The following is a 16,881-nucleotide window of genomic DNA, read 5'->3' as shown; positions in this document are numbered from 1 at the left end:
CAAAAAGAAATTATGGAAAAATTGAATTTATGCGCTTAAAAAAGCGGAAGTTAGGGTAGTATTTGATTTTTTACGAAAATCAAATCAAAAAACAATCGCATCTTTCTTTAAGATCTTTCTTCAGGGTTTCAAAAAAGCAGGAAAAATGGGGGAAGCTTAAGAGCAAACCCCATACCTTGGTTTTACCTGTGAGTCCTGTTTTCCAGATATTTGGTGATCTCCATCACTATAAGTGTGGTAGAAGCCAGAGGAATGATCATTCCCCAATCCGAAAGCGAGAGAGGCACAGTCCTGAAAGCCGTCTGCATAAAGGGGACATAAATTGCCACAAGCTGCAGAAGCACTGTGCTCAGGACGGCATAGATCAGGGACCTGTTTGTGAAAATTCCCAGGGAAAAGACCGATATTTTGTCCGAACGCCAGTTAAACGCATTGAACATACAGGACATAACCACCAGGGTAAAGATCAGAGTCTGGATCTTTGCAAGAGGCAGTCCTTCTTCAAGAGCCCAGTAAAGGACTCCAAGAGACTGGACTGCAATCAAAGCCCCCAGCCCAAGGCTTGCTATGAGCATTCTTCTGGAAACAAGCCCCTCCGTTGATTTTCTGGGTTTCTGCTTCATAAGCCCCCTGTCCGGAGCTTCCAGAGAGAGCGCCATCGGAGGCAGGCCGTCTGTAATCAGGTTGATCCAGAGAATCTGGACTGCAATTACAGGCAGGATCTGCCAGGCAAGCACCCCGACAAGGACGATCAGGACAACTCCTATGTGGCAGGTAAGACCGTACGCAATGAAGTTTTTAATGTTCTTCAATATATTTCTGCCCTCTTCGACTGCAGAAACAATAGAAGCAAAATTGTCGTCTGTCAGGATCATGCTGGAAGCTTCCTTGCTGACCTCAGTTCCGGTAATTCCCATGGCAATGCCCATATCTGCGGCTTTCAGAGCAGGAGCATCATTTACTCCGTCCCCGGTCATTGCGACGATGTAACCTTTATTTTTAAGAGCATTAACAACCTTCAGCTTGTGCTCGGGATAAACCCTCGCATAGACTGAAACCTTCTCCACTATATCTTCAAACTCTTTATCTCCCAGAGCATCAAGTTCAGTGCCTGTAAGTACAAGGTCTCCTTCCCGGTAGATCCCTATTTCTCTTGCAATTGCAAAGGCGGTTGTTTTGTGGTCTCCCGTGATCATTACAGTCCTGACCCCTGCGTTCGTACAGGTGGCAATAGCAACCTTAACCTCTTCTCTGGGAGGGTCACGCATGCCCATAAGTCCTGCAAAGACCATGTCTCTTTCAGAGTCTTCAGGAACGATTTTCTCCGGAACCTGGCGGAAAGCAAAACCCATTACTCGAAGCGTCTGGTTTGCCATCTCGTTCACGGTATCCAGAATTTCCTGCCTTATCTCTGGAGTTAACTCTCTCTCCTCTCCTCCAAGGAAGATTTTCGTACAGCAGCCAAGAATGACTTCCGGAGCTCCTTTTGAATATGCATACAGACCCTCTTCCGACGTGTTAAGAGTGGTCATCATCTTTCTCTCGGAAGAGAAAGGAACCTCTCCGATACGCCTGTGCTTCAGCTCAAGATCAGGTCTCCAGATTCCTTTTTTGGCTGCCACAACCACAAGAGCACCCTCGGTTGGATCTCCAATAATATCCCCTATTCCTTCCTTCTGGACCAAACCTGCATCATTACAGAGAGCTCCTGTAACCAGCAGCCTGTGAAGGTGAATATCCTCGGAAACAGGCTGTCCGTCCTTGAAAAAGTCTCCTGCAGGCTCATATCCGTTGCCTGTAACACTTAACATGGTCCCGTTTACATACACCTTTTCAACAGTCATCTTGTTCTGGGTGAGTGTTCCGGTTTTGTCCGTGCAGATAATATTGGTGGAGCCAAGCGTCTCGACAGAAGGCAGCTTTCTTACAAGAGCATGCCTTTTGACCATTCTTCTGACCCCAAGGGCAAGCCCTACAGTCACAACCGCGGGAAGGGCTTCGGGAATTGCTGCAACTGCAAGGGCAACACCCCAGAGAAACATCTCAAAAGGATCAAAACCCTTAAGGATTCCGAGTACTGCTACAAAGGCCACAACAATAAGAGTTGCAGCTCCTAGCCAGCGCCCGAACTGGTCAAGCTTTTCCTGCAGAGGGGTTCTTTCCCTTTCAATTTCCCCCAGAAGCCCCGCAAGTTTTCCAAAAGCAGTGCTCATTCCCGTTGCCGTAATTACTGCTTTTCCTCTGCCATAGGTAACCGAAGTCCCGGTATAAGCCATGTTTTTCCGGTCGGGCTGCGGGGTTTCAGAAGGAAAAACTTTAGTGCTTTTTTCTACAGGAACGGATTCTCCTGTGAGAGAAGCTTCGTCAATCTTCAGAGACTGAGCTTCAAGCAGTCTGGCATCTGCAGGTATCATGTCCCCTGCCTGCAAAATCAGGATATCGCCAGGGACAAGCAGGGAGGAAGGGATTTTTACTTCCTTCCCATCCCTGACCACAAGAGCTTCAGGGCTGGTCAGTGATTTTAAAAGTTTGATAGATTCTTCTGCCCTGTATTCCTGGACAAAGCCAAGGACTCCTGCAAGAAATACCGTGAATAGGATTACAAAGGCATCAACAAGCTCTCCAAGGAAGGCAGAAACCAGTGCGGCAGCCATCAAAATTATAATAAGGAAACTCTTGAACTGGGAAAGAAAAAGTTTTACTACAGAAGTTTTTTCTTCTTCTTTGAGTTCGTTTTTTCCGTATTGTTTAAGTCTGTTTTCTGCTTCTCCCGAACTAAGTCCGGTTTGGGATGTGTTCAGGTTTTTTAGAACCGCTTCTGCGGCTTCATCGTAATACATCCAGTATTTATCTCCAGTTAATAAGGCAAACGCCTTTGATTGAAAGCATTCACAATCTGTCAATCTTAAATGTAATATTCAAGAGGATGATAAGTACACTAATTAGATATAGAGTTTTGTATAAAGAATCAGAACATTATATGGAGAATTTCTGAAATATTTAAGGTTTTAGAAAAAATCTGGAGCTTTAGTTAAAAAATAGACAGAAAAAATATATTCCAGAAAACAGATTTTGAAACTTAAATAAGTTTCCCTCTTACAACCATTAACTCTTCAAAAGAAACCTTTTTTCTCCCAACAACATCAACTTCAAAGCCTGATCTCATCATTTTTTCTTTTACAGCTTCGAGCCCGGTAATCGAAGAGATCAGGACCAGAACCTTTCCCCCGGGCTTCAGGTAGTCTCGAACCTCTTCCAGAAACCGGTCAAGGGTCTCCCGCCCGCTGGCTCCGCCGTCAAAAGCATAGTTAAGCCATCCTGGAACTTTTTCGTCCTCGGAAGTTGGAAGATAAGGTGGGTTAAAAAGGATAAGGTCAAAAGAAACTCCCCTGAAGCCGGATTTCAGCCCATTGAAAAGGTCGGTACGGATTACTTCGACCCCGTTTTCTTTTGCACACCTGGCGGCATGAGGATTGATTTCGGTTGCAAATACGCGGGCTCCTTTAACATTTGCCCTGATCACGGCAGATACGAAACCCGAACCTGCTCCTATTTCAAGGATACGCATTCCCGGCTCTGCCTCTCCAAGGGCAGCATCGGCGAGCAAAAAGGAATCCTCTGCCGGCTCGTAAACAAGGTCTGAGGGTCCAAGTTTGACCCTGGTGTTTTTATATTCGATTTCAACCATGGTTTATCGGGATTTAAGGTCATATATCATGTTTGCAACGCAGGCAAGCTCTTCAGGGGTAAGGTTTTCAGCCCTTTTGCTCATGAATTCTTCAGGGAGATGGCTTACAACTTCTTTAACGTTCGGGATTTTGAGCATATAACTGGTGTTAAGGATCGAGTTCCTCAGCTTTTTTCGGCGCTGGCTGAAGACTGCAGCTACAAACTCGAGGAAGAAATCCTCGTCGCGGACCTTAAAAGGGGCAGGACGCGGAACAAGTTTGACAACTGCAGAATCAACTTCAGGTGCCGGCTGAAAGGCGCCTTTCGGGACTTTCATAAGGATGGACGCATCGGCAAAATAATAAGTATCAACCGTGAGGCGGGAATAATCCTTACAGCCTGGAGGAGAGACCATGCGGGCTGCAAACTCGAACTGGTACATAAGAACCCCGAGCTTGAATTTGTGGCGCAGGAGCTTGAAGGTGATTTCCGAGGAGATAGAATAGGGGAGGTTTGAGACGACCTTATCAAACTCGGGGAAATCGACTTTCAGGGCGTCGCCTGCGATGATTTCTATATTCTCGACAGAATCGAAGCGGTCGTGCAGGACAGAAACAAGAGCAGGATCAAGCTCGACAGCAATTACCTTTTTTGCCCTTCTCGAAAGCCTTTCTGTAAGGTTTCCGATTCCTGCACCGATCTCAAGAACCGTGTCCTGAGGGCTCAGATCAGCGGCAGTGACTATCCTGTCCAGATAGCATGTGTCAATGAGGAAATGCTGGTCAAAGGTGCCTCCTTTGATATTATATTTTTTAAGAATAGAACGAACCAGAAACGAAACCTCCTGAATAGATTAAATGTTTAAATAAACAAAGTATGTCGAAATATGAATCCAGAAGCCGAGTGCACAGAAGCCAGACAGGCAAAAATAATATTAAAAAATAGAAAAAAGGTTTCCCGCTCACTCGGGTTTCTGGCGGCGGGGCGGAGTGGTAAACAGCCTGTACTTGATGAAGTCATCCTTGAGTTCTTCTTCAATCCTGTGGGAAATAACTTTGGCAGGGTCGTGAAGACTTGGAATCCTTTCGCGGATATCCTGAAAACTTTTATAGTCACCTTTCTTGCGCTCGTCAATTATAGACCACATAAGTTTTTTGCCTATTCCGGGAAGGAGTTCAAGCATGTGAAGGCGGGTTGTAATGGAATGGGCATCGTTGAAGAACTTTACAAACCTTTCTTCTTTGTGCCTGACGATGGCTTCAAGGATGAAGGGCAGTTCCAGGTTTGCTCCGGTTGTAAGGTCAGCATAGCTTATCCTCTGTTTTACGTGGTCTATTTCATTCCTGTCTCCCGGACCGATATAGACCCTTGACTGGATTTCAGGAACTACTCCAATTTTGGGGACAAGCTCCATAAGGGTGAACTTTTTATCCCCGATAGCCTGCACAAGAGGTTTTTTCTGATAAGCTGACTTGCCGTCAACGGACTTTCCGTAGGGAAGATAATCGAGCACCCATACGTATTCCTCTCTGTCCTGTGAATTCTCCATGGCTTTTCCGGATGAGCGCGGAGCTCTTTCTGACTGTCTTTCAAATTGCGGTTTGCCTGCCGGACGCCTGCCGCCAGAAGAAGGTCTTTCGGCAGAGGACCTGCCAGTGTACGGTCTACCTGATTGCGACTTCTCTACTTTCATCAGCACCCATCCTTTCAGTTAATATGAAAACCCATTAAATATGAAACCCGGGTTTATTTATTTTTCAGGGTTTGCTCAAACCTCGATATGCCCAAGCTCTTATACTGGTTAAGGGTCTTTCCCTACTCCCCGAACCAGTTCTGAAAACTGGAAAATGGCCGGTAATTCTCAGGTTCAGATATTTAAAGAACCGGAGAACTCTCTGTTACTAAATTTTTCAGGTCAGGGTACTTACATACTTTAAAGTACTCTAACCGGATTTCGGATACTTCCCTCATAAATAACAAGTAAACTGCTATATAGCTTATTCTCTTTACCTTTTAATTATTCCATAGCTGCGAATACATAATCCAGAATTTGATCCAGCTCTTCATTGCTCAGTGTGTACTTTTCTTTTGCATATATTGACCTGAGTTCATCTCTGGATTGGGGCAGAATGTCCGCTATCCTGATCGCAATCGCGGGCTTCATTTTCTCAAGCTCAAGAAGCTTATTAACAAGTTCTCTTGACTTTGCCCCGCTTATTTTGGAGAACTGTTCCGCATGGTGCAGGGCTTTTCTGAAATTGTATGAAACCTCGAGCCCCTGCTCTCTGCGCTCTTCAGCGATCCCGGAAAGTATATCCTTGACCTCGGCCAGTGTCAATAATTCTTCGTTGAGGACTTCCTTAACTATCATTGAAATACACTCTTTTGAATTAAAAATTTCAGGTATCTGTACTTCCTTACAGAGCGACCTGCTCCAATGCTTAATTGTGAGCTCTGATTCCTGCTGCCAGCATTTCTTTCCTGGTATTCATCCGATTAGCCGGAACTATTTCAAATAACGTCATCCTGAACTATCTCTGCTATGTTCACAAATGATATGTCTCAACCATATGTTTTGCAAATGATATATAATTATAGATGTTCCGTTACCGGAGAAGAGATTAATTTTAAAAAGCAGTTATTCCAGATCCCTATTATGCACGCTTGTTTTAAGGGAGATCAGTTGTATATAATGGCCATTATTCAGCCTGTTATTTGCTGGAATTTCTGGCAGGATTTTAAACCTCCGGCTGGAGGCCTGCATGCCTTAAACCCGGAATGAGAGGGAGATTAGGTTGTAAAACCTAACTGCCGTACTCGAAATCAGTATTTCTGGGGTTTCAGGTGCTGCGGAAGAGAAAAGACTTCCTTCATTGCGTTTCCTTCGCGGACTGCCAGAATATATGAGCGGCCGCGCTGTCCTATGACTTTTCCTGTGGAGCCCTGGAATTTCGGGTTTGGCATCCCTTTCTGGACGCTGGGGTCGATGTCAATGTGAACCATCTGTCCTTCTTCGAATTCCTGAATTGCCCTGCTTACAGGGGAAATTCCTCTTTCACGAACCGTCTTCTGTAATTTGTACCTTGTGCAGCGTTTTTCACCGTGGGAATTTGTCATCGCATGTTCCTCCGTTAGAATGCTCGATTAATTTCTCTTAAATAAAGCTTCTGTTAAATATTGGTTTTCGTCTAAATAAGATGGATATTATTTAAATGAACCGTTCATAAAGCCACTCATTCCCTGTGACTCGACCGGCAAGTGAAACCGATTAGATGGATCAGATTCATTTAGTTCAGATAGATCAGGATAATTCAGATCAGATCTATCCAAATTATTTAGATTAATCTGGTTTTCAGGGAAGATTCAGATGTCAGGCTTAAATTTCAACGTTAACCACATCAAGATCTTCCACGAGTGCAGGGATTCCTAAAAGCCCTGTCAGGCTCGGGTTTGTCCTGCCATCATCTCCGGAAATCAGCTCTTTGACGTACAGCCCGCCTTCACAGTTTACTGTGATATAAGCGTAACCGTCATCTGTCAGTTCGTCAAGCGTAATGCTGTGCACGTATCTCTTCCGGACAAGATCCGCCCTCCTGTGAACCACACGCTTTGGGGTCTGCTGGGCGATCTCTGTGCCACTCAAAGACTCAAGGCAGGATTTAAGCTTTTCCTCTGAAACAGGCTCTTTAAATGTAACTTTAAGCTTATAAGTTTTATCCGCCTTTGAGCTTTTCAGGGTTTCGATCATTCCTTTTTCAACGAAGCGAAGATCCTTTACCTCAACTTTTCCGGCAGCGCTTTCATTAATTTTTGCAGTAAGTGCCTCAAGGTCAGCCGTACGTTTTACAGGAGACTTTGCTTCCACCACAAAGGGCCTGCCGCTCCCGAGCATGAGTGCATCGATATCTTCCCTTCCCGAACCATGGAAAGCTGTGTCAACCGCTTCAAACGCTTCGATAACGGGCCCCTTAATCAGTTCATCTACGGATTCAGGATACTGTTTTCCTGTAAACCCGCATCTTTCACATCCTTTACCCTTGCATTTCCTGCAGGGCCAGCGGGTCTGAGGGATTCCGCGGACCTTTTTCAGGTAGCGCCCGTAAATATACACTGAGCGGACCTGAAGCTCGAATCTGTTTGTTGCAAGATCAAGGGTGATCACGATATCAGGGTTTTCAAAATCCACGTCCTTGTTGACCCTTTCCGCAATCCGCTTCCCCACTTCCCTGTTAAGCTCAGTTTTCAACTGCTCAGCATATGCAGTTCCTGCCTCAGCCCACAGGATCTCCTCGTTTTCACTGAGAAGCCCGCTGACCTTTGTGCCGACAAGGAAGGTGGAGTACTCAAGCCCTTCCAGAGCTTTTGCAGCTTCCTCTGCCCAGAAATCCAGCTTTTTAAACTGGTCAAGGCAGACCCAGCACTGCTCGTCTTCGCCCTCGATTCTGAGAGTCTTCCTTGCAAGAGCACTGCATGGAACAAGCTCCTTTAAAAGTGAGTCATCATTTTCACTCTTGTAAATTCGGTCCCCTTCAAGAACAAGGGCGAGTTTCATCGCCTGCCCGCGTTCCTTGTTGCTGAGGCCTGTGGATAATTTTGCAAACTGACGGCCCATGCAATGATCGCAGATAGGACCTTCGTGCAGAATCTTTTTTGAAATTTCGAGTACATCCATTTTATTTCACATTCTCTAGCTTTGTTCGGGAAATAGATCTGAAGCGGATTATTGAGAGGTAATATTGAAAGATCAGGTTTAATTGAAAGACTAAGTTAACCGGATTATATTAAGCTATTACCGGTAAATTATCTGAGGGTTGATACCGGAGAATACGCAAATCAAGGCGTCTGCCCTGAAAAGCGCATACGGGTAAGTTTCTGTCCTGATACAGGGAAATAGGATATAACTTTTAGGATAAAAAACCGACAAATATTGGATCTCAGTCTTCAGACACGGGAGTATTTCCCCCTGGAATTTCCCCTCTTTCTGCTTCAGCCCTGTCAAGTTCGTTATGGATAAGGGTTATGCAGTGGTTGGAGTGAAGGGAAATGGGACCAACGGAAATAATCTGTGCTCCTGCATCAAGAAGCTGCTTTTCCTCTTCTTCCGTAACGCCTGTGTGGTCGCCCAGAATAAAAACCGGGTCCCGGATCTCACGGGCAATTTCTCTGATATCCTTTCCGTCTTCCCTGAGGTAGAGAAGAGTCCTGCCCTCAAAAGAAGCCAGCAGGGATTTCAAATCTCCAGTGCGGATCCAGACGCCGGGCGTGGACCTTACATCCTTTTCGCTCGCCTCCTTCTGGAGGGCTTTCTGGATAAGCGAACCGCTGCTTCTTTCGTCCGGATTGAGGTATCTCAGGTGGAGCCCTTCAAACCTGATTATTTTTCCGGGCTCGGGCTCTCCCAGAAGGAGCAGGTGCACATTTACATCCCTGCGCATTCCGAAAGAGAGAAAAAGGGCAGAGCTTACGCAGCGGCAGAGAATATCCATTCTTCCTGCAGATCCCGGAAGGTCGTTTAAAGAGAAGTCGCCGCTCGTTTTTGCTTTATGCCCTATGATAACGATATCACGCATGGGGCAGTAATATTACGTAAGGGATATAAAAGATGTATGCATGTTCACAGAAGAACACACGGCATAAAGTGTAAAAGAGATAGTATTTAAGAATTTGATTGAAATAAAACCTGAATCCAAAAACATGATAAACGATCAGTGAATTGAAAAAATAATAAAGGATGGGATAAGGATGAAAATACTCGCTATTTCCGACCCTCATGGGGATTATTCGAAAATAAAAAAGATGATAGAAAAAGCCGGGGACTTTGACCTGGCTGTGGTGGTCGGAGACATAACCAACTTCGGGCCCGATGAAAAAGTAAATGAGCTGGCTGAAATGTTTGATAAGCCCTTACTTGCGATTCCCGGGAACTGCGACTATAAGAGTATCCTGAAAGCCCTTGACAGTTCAAAAGCCGTAAACCTTCACGGAAAAGCCGAACAGATTGGAAATATCCGGTTTATCGGGCTTGGAGGCTCAAATCCCACCCCGTTCAATACTCCTTTTGAGCTTTCCGAAGAAGAGATAGAAAATGCCCTTGAAGGAATGGTCTGCTCAGCCGAAAACTCCGGAGAATGCGGGAAAATAGTGCTCCTTACACACGCGCCTCCTCATGGAGCCAGAGATGAACTCCCCTTCGGGCACGTGGGAAGCAAAGCCATCCAGAAATTCCTGGACAGGGCAGACCTTATCATCTGCGGGCACATTCATGAAGCAAAAGGCGTGGAAAAAGCCGGAAAAACAGTTGTTTTGAACCCCGGGGAAGCCTGCAAAGGTTCCTGTGCTCTTGTAACCATAGAAGAAAACGAAAACAAAACCATTGATGTCGAGTTCGTGGAAGTGTAAAATCCCATTAAATACATAGCAGATTTCTGCTTCACAAATTACCTCAGGAGCCTTCATTAAATGGATTTTTTCCATATACTCAAGATTTCTCTCCTGAGGAGTACATTCATTAGTAAGAACATACTTACTATATAATTATATTTTGTTTGACTCTTCATATTCTTCATATAATACTCTTCACATGTATTGCAGAATCCATTTTAATGATGCTATTTTACTTGAATTCAGAAACAGATAAAACAGCTGAGAGGGTGAACTACGGACGTAATTAGCGAGTTCGGTTTGGATCCTGTTTTTGTGGATTTTCTTACAAAACTTGCCATTGCCTTTTTGATAGGGATTATGGTAGGTGTGGAAAGGGAACATAGAGGACTTGAGCACGAGATTTTTGCAGGCGTCAGAAGTTACAGCATAACCTCCATAACAGGTATGCTCGTTGCTCTTGTAAGTGGATCAGCAGGTGTGGGCTTTGTTTACGTAGCCACGCTTTTTTTTGCAGCTATCTGTTCCATAATCACCTATTCCAAGATATTCCTTTTCAAGCGGATAGGAGTTACAAGCCCGATATCTCTCTTCTTTATATTCGTGATGGGAGTCCTTGTAGGCTATGATTACGGCCTCTTTGCCATTGTCTCTTCAATAGTTGTATCCATCCTCCTTATTCAGAAACAGCCCCTTCATAAGTTTGCAGGAAGCCTGACAAAAGAAGAGCTTTATAATGCCATACAGTTTCTGGCTATCGCTTTCATACTCTACCCGGTTATGCCGGAAAAAAAGTTCTTCGGGCTTGTAAACCTCAGATATGCAATTCTTATTGTAATTCTTGTCTCCTTAATCAGCTTTTCAAGCTATGTTCTTCTAAGAAAATACGGAACAAAACGAGGACTTTACTACTCGGGTTTTGTTGGGGGCTTTATTAACAGCGAAGCAACTACAGGGGCACTTGCAGGGCTTTCAAAAAGAGCGGAAGAAATGGCTGATCCGGTTCTTACCGGGATTCTGCTCAGCAACATTTCCATGCTTATCCGAAACCTTGTGCTGGCATTTATAGTTGACCCGAAAGGACAGACAACTCTGCTCATGCTTCCTCCCCAATTTGTACTTATCATAGTTTCCACAGCGATGGCTTTCAGGCACAGTAAAAAGTTCTGCCCGATAGTAGGAGGGGATCTTAAGATTCAGTCTCCTTTCTCACTGGGTCAGGCATTTAAGTTTGGCATTGCTTTTACTCTTATTCTTGTCATAGGAAACTTTGCCTATAGCGCTGCAGGAACTACTGGAATATATCTAACTGCTCTTGGAGCTCTTGTTAGCAGCTCTGGAGTGATAGTCTCTGTAACCCTCCTTGCCGTAAGCGGAAACATCTCCTATGAAGTAGCAGCAAATACTGCAATACTTGCAAGCCTCATAAGTACTGTAAATAAGATCCTGCTTTCAAAGATTTCAGGTTCAGCAAGCCTTTTCTCCCTTGCAAAAAAAGATTTTGGGATTACTGCAATACTCGGAACCGTTGCTTTGCTTTTATGGAATATCCTGTAAGAAAAAACAATAGTGAGAAGTACTTCGAGCGAAGCGCATTTTCATAAAACAGGAATGCTGGTTTTACTTTTTCTCTTTGCAAAATAAAATATTTCCAATAATACAATATATATAAAAAGCTAGGCATATCTAATGATTAAACGGATGCGTATCCGTCAGCATGATAGCTTTGGAGGGGGAAATGGTAGTTAATAGAATATTTAAACTCGGGATAGTGGTAGTTTTCATTTTTATTCTGCTTACGGGTCTGGCAGCTTCAGCCCAAACTAAGGAGAAAACTACCAGAACCACAGAAAAGAATCAGACTATGATTGTGACGATGAATCATACGACGAATCAGACCAGAATTTCCGAAGAAACGAGAGAGACATCTCAGACGTATACTATTGTATTAATCAATAATGCCTTTGATCCTGAAACAACGGAAATAAACCAGTATGATACAGTTGTATGGCGCAACCTGAACAAGCCGAAAAGAACCTTTGTTCTTGAAAGCAAGAACGGGCTCTGGGAAGATTTTACTCTTGGCTATGGTCGAGTTTTTGAGTATACATTTAATGAAACCGGTACATTTGGTTTCGGCGCTGAAGGGGAAAGCGACCTGGAAGGCACTGTTGTGGTGAGAGAATCAAGGGAAACTGCAGGAGCTCCACTCACTGAAAAAGAAACCCGCCAGATACAGCAGGAAGAAACCGGACTGGAGGAAGAAGAGGCAACTCCTACTCCAACTGAGAAAGTAACTCCCAAACCAACTGAGAAAGTAATCAAACCAACCAAATTAATGCAGGTTTCCGAAAAATCGGTAGTGATACGTGGATCTGTCTTTTACCCGGATACTCTTGAGCTTAACAAAGGAGATACTCTGGTCTTTAAAAACCTGAACAAGCCCAAACGCTCATTTAAGCTGGTAAGCGAAGAGAAACTTTTCGAGGATCAGCTCATGGGTTATGGGAGGAGCTTCTCATATACCTTTGATAAAGCTGGAGACTATACTTTTACGCTGGAGGAAATTCCGGATATAGAACTCACCATAACTGTGAAATAAGAAATGAAATTCAATGAAACAAAAAAAATAGTAACTCAGATCCCTCACTGGAAAGACAGCTGAAAAGAAACTAATTCAGGTGAACAAAAATGAAAAGAAGCTTTTCCAGAAGGGAATAATTTTTTAACCAGCTTACTTTTTTATTAATCCCGTTAAAAACTCCTCAACAAAAAACTAAAATATCTTTATATGCAAGCAAAGAGCTTAAATCTCATAAAGAATTTTGCTTTGAGGATAGACAAATAAAAAGGAAAATCACAAAAATATATTAATATGTGCTAAGCGTATAAGGAGAGCTAACAGCTAAAAAAAGAAAAAGTCTATTAAAGCAAGAACTTAAGATTAAATAACATTAGCTGTTAAATAAACAAGAATTATTAATTAATATTTGAAAAAATTTTGAATTATTAAAGTCAAAAATCAAAGCAAACTATTGAAACCCGGAATTGTTTCTATAGATTTCCTGACCAAAAAAGATGTGGGGAATAAAATGAAAACAAAACTCATTATTTTGCTTTTAGTTTTAAGTGTGGTTTTGTTCTCGGGATGCGCTGGAAAAGAACAGACCTCCCCGGAAGAAAACGCCACACCTGAAGAAACAGTAACCCCGGAAGAAGTTGCAACTCCGGAAGAAACTGTAACGCCGGAAGAGACGGAAACCGAAGAAGAAGTTGAGACTCCTGCAGTAACAGAGACAGAAGAAGAAAATGTAACTGCGGAAGAAAATGAAACCGAAGAAGGAGTGGTAGTTAACAACTCCAATGCAAGGGTCTATACCATAAGACTGGATAACTACAGGGCATCTTCCTCAAGTCTTGATATCAATAAAGGAGAAACAGTTGCCTGGCTGAACTACCAGGACAGCCCGAGAAGAGTCTTTACCCTTGTAAGTGAACAGGGACTCTTTAATAATACGAGCCTTTCGTACAGGCGTTCCTTTGCCTATACTTTCAATGAAACAGGGGAATACAACTTTACTGTTGTCGGGCAGCCAAAGATGAATGTCAGTGTGACTGTGAGTTAACCCTGAATAATTATCTCAGAACTCTGAGTAGATTCCCGGGAAATGCAAAAGAAACTTCAAAAACATTTAGTAACCTTTCTGGAAAGGAAGCAAAACTTTCCAGCAAATTTACTTTTTTGGATTAAACTTTTTTTGATCAATTCTTTCTGACAGCTGTTGCTGTCTCAGCCAGAGAAAGCGTTTCTGAGGCAAACAGCCAGCGAACAGGGAAAAACTCAGCCCCAGAAATCAGTTCTAATGGGCTACAAACAAACTATTTTTAAAAATAAGATTTATTATATGAAAGTATCATTATTTAATAGGATTATATTGAATTGGGAGTAAAAAAGCAAACAATTCAGGAGGGAAGCAATGGGAATAAAAAAATGATCCTGCTTCTTATCGGAAACACCTTTAATTACACATTCAATGAAACCGGAAGCTATAATTTCAGCGTGGATGGATACCCGAACATGAGGACAACCATCACTGTAAAATAATATCCCAAAGTATAGCAACTTTAGATGATCTGTAGAACTATAGTGGAAGGGACAACAAAGGTATCGGTTCCGGTCCCGCCCCCTGATGCGAATTTCCCTCCCTCAGCAGCGCCGGTGTTCTATAACCCGGAAATGGAGCTGAACCGTGATACCAATGTTGCAGCGACTGCGGCATTTGTGGAGAGGCTGCTTTCAAAAAAAGAGATACAGAGAGAGGAGATCCGTTACGTGGATGCTTTTTCAGCATCAGGGATCCGTGGGCTCAGGGTCGCGGGGGAAGTAGGGATACACGCAACCATGAATGATTGGAGCCCTGAAGCCTTTGAACTGATAAAGGAAAATATAAAAATCAACGGGCTTGAAGAAAAAGCCCAGGCTACACGTAAGAATGCAAATGTCCTGCTTCATGAGCAGAAGTTCCATATTGTTGACGTTGACCCCTTCGGGACTCCTTCACCTTACCTGGATGCTGCTGCAAGTTCGGCATACAGTATGCTTTCGGTAACCGCAACGGATACGGCGCCCCTGTGTGGAGCCCACCTTAACTCAGGGATCAGAAAGTATGCATCCGTACCCCTGAACACCGAATACCACAGCGAAATGGGATTGAGGGTCCTGCTTGGAGCCTGTGCAAGAGAACTCGCAAAACACGAAAAAGGCATGCTGCCCCTGCTTTCCCATGTTACGCGCCATTATGTCCGTACTTACCTCGAAATCCTCCCCGGGTCAAAGAATGCTGACAGGACTCTGAAGTCCATGGGATTCAATATACACTGTCCCAGGTGCGGATACAGGGAACCTGTTTACGGGCTTGCAGTCCATATTGAAAAGGAATGCCCTGAATGCGGGGGACTTACAAAAATTGCGGGTCCTTTATGGCTTGGACCTTACAGAGAACCCGAATTCTGCAATGAAGTGATTTCCGAGCTTGAAGCACACCCTCTGAATACAAAAGATAAAGTCAGAAAAATAATTACATTCTGCAGGGATGAACTCGATATTCCCATGTTCTATGACCAGCATGTAATCTGCAAAGAACTGGGGGCGTCTGCAACAGCTATTGAGAGTCTTATAGAGGCACTTAGAGCCGGCGGGTTTGAAGCTTCAAGGACTCATTTCAGCGGAACGTCATTTAAAACAGATGCTCCTGTAGCCGAAATAAAGAAGATAATCCTGGCACTTTCAGGATGACTTTACACTCCTTTGAAAACAATAGAAAGAAAGAATGTTACAATATTATATAAACTATTAAAGAATAATAAACGCCTGAGCTCAGATCCGGAAAATAATCCGCTAAAAAACTCTATGTGATATTCATGTCTGACGAAGATGCAGAAAAGTTGTTTTTGCAGGAAAAACCCACGCGTGCACTGCTATTCATAGGTTCTACGGGAAAAACCTATGCTTCAGTCATTTCAAAGGAGATAGACTCGACGTTTGCCCATACTACGAGAATTCTTTCGAAAATGGAACAGTCCGGACTTATAAGATTCACATTCGAAGGCCGGATAAAATTTGTTGAACTTACGGAGTATGGAAAGGAAGTAGAATCAGCACTTGAAGAGTTCCGCAATATAATTGCAGAAGAATCTCCTTTCAGGAAAGAAAAACCGGCAGAAGAAGGAGAAGCAGAAAAAAGCGGGGAAGGAGAAGGAACGGAAGACAAAGAGCCCGAAGAATGGGAAGAGGAAACCGAAAGTGTAAACGCAAAAGAACTTGACCCTCTCAGTGAAGAAATCCTGGAGAAGGTCAGGAATCTGAGAAACAAAATCGAGAGTATCTACAGAGAAGCGGTTGAGAAAGGGCAGAGTAAGGAAATGGTTTCAAGAAAACTTGGCCCCAACAGCCGGGACGTCAAAAAGCTGTATAATCAAATTGAAAAAGCAGAGACTCCTGTTGACGAAACGGTGGTTTCAGCCCTTGAAGAAACAGAAAGACTCCTTGAATCTTACCTGAAGGGCTCAAAGCCAGATAGTACGTGATAAGGCAAAGAAGAATAAATCGGCAGGAAGAAAATGAGAAAAGTTGTAACCCTCCAGCATATTTATGGAAAAAACCGGGAAAGAATGGCTGAACTCCTGAAAAAACTGGTTGAGAATGAGTTGAAAGACCTCGAAGTAAAGATTGAGGTTTCTATCACCCCGGAAAACTGGGCAGAATTTTCCCTTGAAGGGGAAGACGAAGAGGTGTCAGCAAACCTCCTGGCATCCAGGTATGGAACCCCTGCAAAGAAAGCTGAACCTGGAAAGGTATACATGGGTTTTCTTCAGGCTTTTCCGGAAGATGCTTTTACGGTCAATATAGGGATCCCTGTGCAGGTTGAAGCTGAGGAACTCAAAGCCCTGGGCAGTGGAAAGCCAAAACAGATTGCTTCAAGATTCGGCCTGATCCCTCACCTGCCGGTTGAGATTGAAATACTGGAAGCAGACAAAAAAATAAAAGCCCGCTTCACCAAAAAACAGCTTGACCTGTGGTGGAGCTGGAAAAAAGCAAGTACTGACAGAGTTGTCATTAATGCTGCTACCCGCTCGGAAATAAAAAGTGCAATTAAAAGGACAGGGCACGGCAGGGATATTTACGAAATAGAACGCCTTGGCCTTCTTGAACATGCAGTCGTATGCCGCGAAACAACAGACGGGCCGGGAATTGTGGCAGCAATAGGACCCCGCCTGAAATCAGAGATGGGAGTCGTAATAGGGGATTCCCGTTAACTTTCATCGTTTTTC

At 43.8% G+C, this 16,881-nt stretch carries 15 protein-coding genes; 7 read left to right on the top strand and 8 right to left on the bottom strand.

Annotation, left to right across the window (positions count from 1 at the left end; genetic code table 11):
- Positions 1–182: 182 nt before the first annotated feature.
- The 8 genes from PLL47_RS04895 to trmY form a co-directional block, all read right to left on the bottom strand.
- A complete protein-coding gene (locus tag PLL47_RS04895) occupies positions 183–2,840 on the bottom strand; it encodes a calcium-transporting P-type ATPase, PMR1-type (RefSeq protein WP_324445080.1) in 2,658 nt (885 codons plus the stop codon).
- Positions 2,841–3,079: 239 nt separating this feature from the next.
- The gene (locus PLL47_RS04890; protein ID WP_324445079.1) at positions 3,080–3,688 is read right to left on the bottom strand and encodes a HemK2/MTQ2 family protein methyltransferase; all 609 of its coding nucleotides are present in this window, start codon (positions 3,686–3,688) and stop codon (positions 3,080–3,082) included.
- A 3-nt stretch (positions 3,689–3,691) separates the two neighbouring features.
- Complete coding sequence (rsmA, locus tag PLL47_RS04885; protein ID WP_502883674.1) at positions 3,692–4,414, bottom strand: 16S rRNA (adenine(1518)-N(6)/adenine(1519)-N(6))-dimethyltransferase RsmA; 723 nt, start codon at positions 4,412–4,414, stop codon at positions 3,692–3,694.
- A 216-nt stretch (positions 4,415–4,630) separates the two neighbouring features.
- Complete coding sequence (locus tag PLL47_RS04880) at positions 4,631–5,362, bottom strand: DUF655 domain-containing protein (RefSeq protein WP_324445078.1); 732 nt, start codon at positions 5,360–5,362, stop codon at positions 4,631–4,633.
- A gap of 324 nt (positions 5,363–5,686) precedes the next feature.
- On the bottom strand, positions 5,687–6,040 hold the full coding sequence (locus PLL47_RS04875) for an RNA polymerase Rpb4 family protein (protein WP_324445077.1): 354 nt from the start codon (positions 6,038–6,040) through the stop codon (positions 5,687–5,689).
- A 452-nt stretch (positions 6,041–6,492) separates the two neighbouring features.
- Complete coding sequence (locus PLL47_RS04870) at positions 6,493–6,786, bottom strand: 50S ribosomal protein L21e (RefSeq protein WP_324445076.1); 294 nt, start codon at positions 6,784–6,786, stop codon at positions 6,493–6,495.
- Between the two features lie 259 nt (positions 6,787–7,045).
- Positions 7,046–8,341 carry a tRNA pseudouridine(54/55) synthase Pus10 gene (locus PLL47_RS04865; RefSeq protein WP_324445075.1) on the bottom strand — a complete coding sequence of 432 codons (1,296 nt, stop codon included), beginning with the start codon at positions 8,339–8,341 and terminating at the stop codon, positions 7,046–7,048.
- 262 nt (positions 8,342–8,603) lie between these two features.
- Positions 8,604–9,239, bottom strand: a complete 636-nt coding sequence (gene trmY / locus PLL47_RS04860; protein WP_324445074.1) for a tRNA (pseudouridine(54)-N(1))-methyltransferase TrmY — start codon at positions 9,237–9,239, stop codon at positions 8,604–8,606.
- 172 nt (positions 9,240–9,411) lie between these two features.
- Between trmY and PLL47_RS04855 the strand changes: the two genes are divergently transcribed.
- The 7 genes from PLL47_RS04855 to PLL47_RS04825 all read left to right on the top strand — a co-directional run bounded on the left by PLL47_RS04855 (position 9,412) and on the right by PLL47_RS04825 (position 16,866).
- Positions 9,412–10,068, top strand: coding sequence for a metallophosphoesterase (locus tag PLL47_RS04855; RefSeq protein WP_324445073.1), 657 nt, complete (start codon positions 9,412–9,414; stop codon positions 10,066–10,068).
- A 282-nt stretch (positions 10,069–10,350) separates the two neighbouring features.
- A complete protein-coding gene (locus PLL47_RS04850; RefSeq protein ID WP_324445072.1) occupies positions 10,351–11,607 on the top strand; it encodes an MgtC/SapB family protein in 1,257 nt (418 codons plus the stop codon).
- A gap of 181 nt (positions 11,608–11,788) precedes the next feature.
- Positions 11,789–12,652, top strand: a complete 864-nt coding sequence (locus tag PLL47_RS04845) for a cupredoxin domain-containing protein (RefSeq protein ID WP_324445071.1) — start codon at positions 11,789–11,791, stop codon at positions 12,650–12,652.
- A 490-nt stretch (positions 12,653–13,142) separates the two neighbouring features.
- Positions 13,143–13,676: a cupredoxin domain-containing protein gene (locus PLL47_RS04840; RefSeq protein ID WP_324445070.1), complete on the top strand. Its 534-nt coding sequence runs from the start codon at positions 13,143–13,145 to the stop codon at positions 13,674–13,676.
- Between the two features lie 503 nt (positions 13,677–14,179).
- Positions 14,180–15,346 carry a tRNA (guanine(10)-N(2))-dimethyltransferase gene (locus PLL47_RS04835; protein WP_324445069.1) on the top strand — a complete coding sequence of 389 codons (1,167 nt, stop codon included), beginning with the start codon at positions 14,180–14,182 and terminating at the stop codon, positions 15,344–15,346.
- 125 nt (positions 15,347–15,471) lie between these two features.
- The gene (locus PLL47_RS04830; RefSeq protein WP_324445068.1) at positions 15,472–16,137 is read left to right on the top strand and encodes a winged helix DNA-binding protein; all 666 of its coding nucleotides are present in this window, start codon (positions 15,472–15,474) and stop codon (positions 16,135–16,137) included.
- Between the two features lie 33 nt (positions 16,138–16,170).
- A complete protein-coding gene (locus tag PLL47_RS04825; protein WP_324445067.1) occupies positions 16,171–16,866 on the top strand; it encodes a DUF2110 family protein in 696 nt (231 codons plus the stop codon).
- Positions 16,867–16,881 lie beyond the last annotated feature (15 nt).

The sequence above is a fragment of the Methanosarcina sp. genome, assembly GCF_035390745.1.
Classification (GTDB): domain Archaea; phylum Halobacteriota; class Methanosarcinia; order Methanosarcinales; family Methanosarcinaceae; genus Methanosarcina.
Note: the sequence above shows the minus strand (reverse complement) of the source record. Positions and strands in the feature narration are given on the sequence as shown.

Bases quoted from the DNA above. Each gene is read 5' to 3' on its own strand.
- PLL47_RS04835 (WP_324445069.1), top strand. From the start codon at position 14,180: ATGATCTGTAGAACTATAGTGGAAGGGACAACAAAGGTATCGGTTCCG.
- PLL47_RS04895 (WP_324445080.1), bottom strand. From the start codon at position 2,840: ATGTATTACGATGAAGCCGCAGAAGCGGTTCTAAAAAACCTGAACACA.
- PLL47_RS04825 (WP_324445067.1), top strand. From the start codon at position 16,171: ATGAGAAAAGTTGTAACCCTCCAGCATATTTATGGAAAAAACCGGGAA.
- PLL47_RS04845 (WP_324445071.1), top strand. From the start codon at position 11,789: ATGGTAGTTAATAGAATATTTAAACTCGGGATAGTGGTAGTTTTCATT.
- PLL47_RS04875 (WP_324445077.1), bottom strand. From the start codon at position 6,040: ATGATAGTTAAGGAAGTCCTCAACGAAGAATTATTGACACTGGCCGAG.
- trmY (WP_324445074.1), bottom strand. From the start codon at position 9,239: ATGCGTGATATCGTTATCATAGGGCATAAAGCAAAAACGAGCGGCGAC.
- PLL47_RS04855 (WP_324445073.1), top strand. From the start codon at position 9,412: ATGAAAATACTCGCTATTTCCGACCCTCATGGGGATTATTCGAAAATA.
- PLL47_RS04840 (WP_324445070.1), top strand. From the start codon at position 13,143: ATGAAAACAAAACTCATTATTTTGCTTTTAGTTTTAAGTGTGGTTTTG.
- PLL47_RS04865 (WP_324445075.1), bottom strand. From the start codon at position 8,341: ATGGATGTACTCGAAATTTCAAAAAAGATTCTGCACGAAGGTCCTATC.
- PLL47_RS04830 (WP_324445068.1), top strand. From the start codon at position 15,472: ATGTCTGACGAAGATGCAGAAAAGTTGTTTTTGCAGGAAAAACCCACG.
- PLL47_RS04870 (WP_324445076.1), bottom strand. From the start codon at position 6,786: ATGACAAATTCCCACGGTGAAAAACGCTGCACAAGGTACAAATTACAG.
- PLL47_RS04880 (WP_324445078.1), bottom strand. From the start codon at position 5,362: ATGAAAGTAGAGAAGTCGCAATCAGGTAGACCGTACACTGGCAGGTCC.
- PLL47_RS04890 (WP_324445079.1), bottom strand. From the start codon at position 3,688: ATGGTTGAAATCGAATATAAAAACACCAGGGTCAAACTTGGACCCTCA.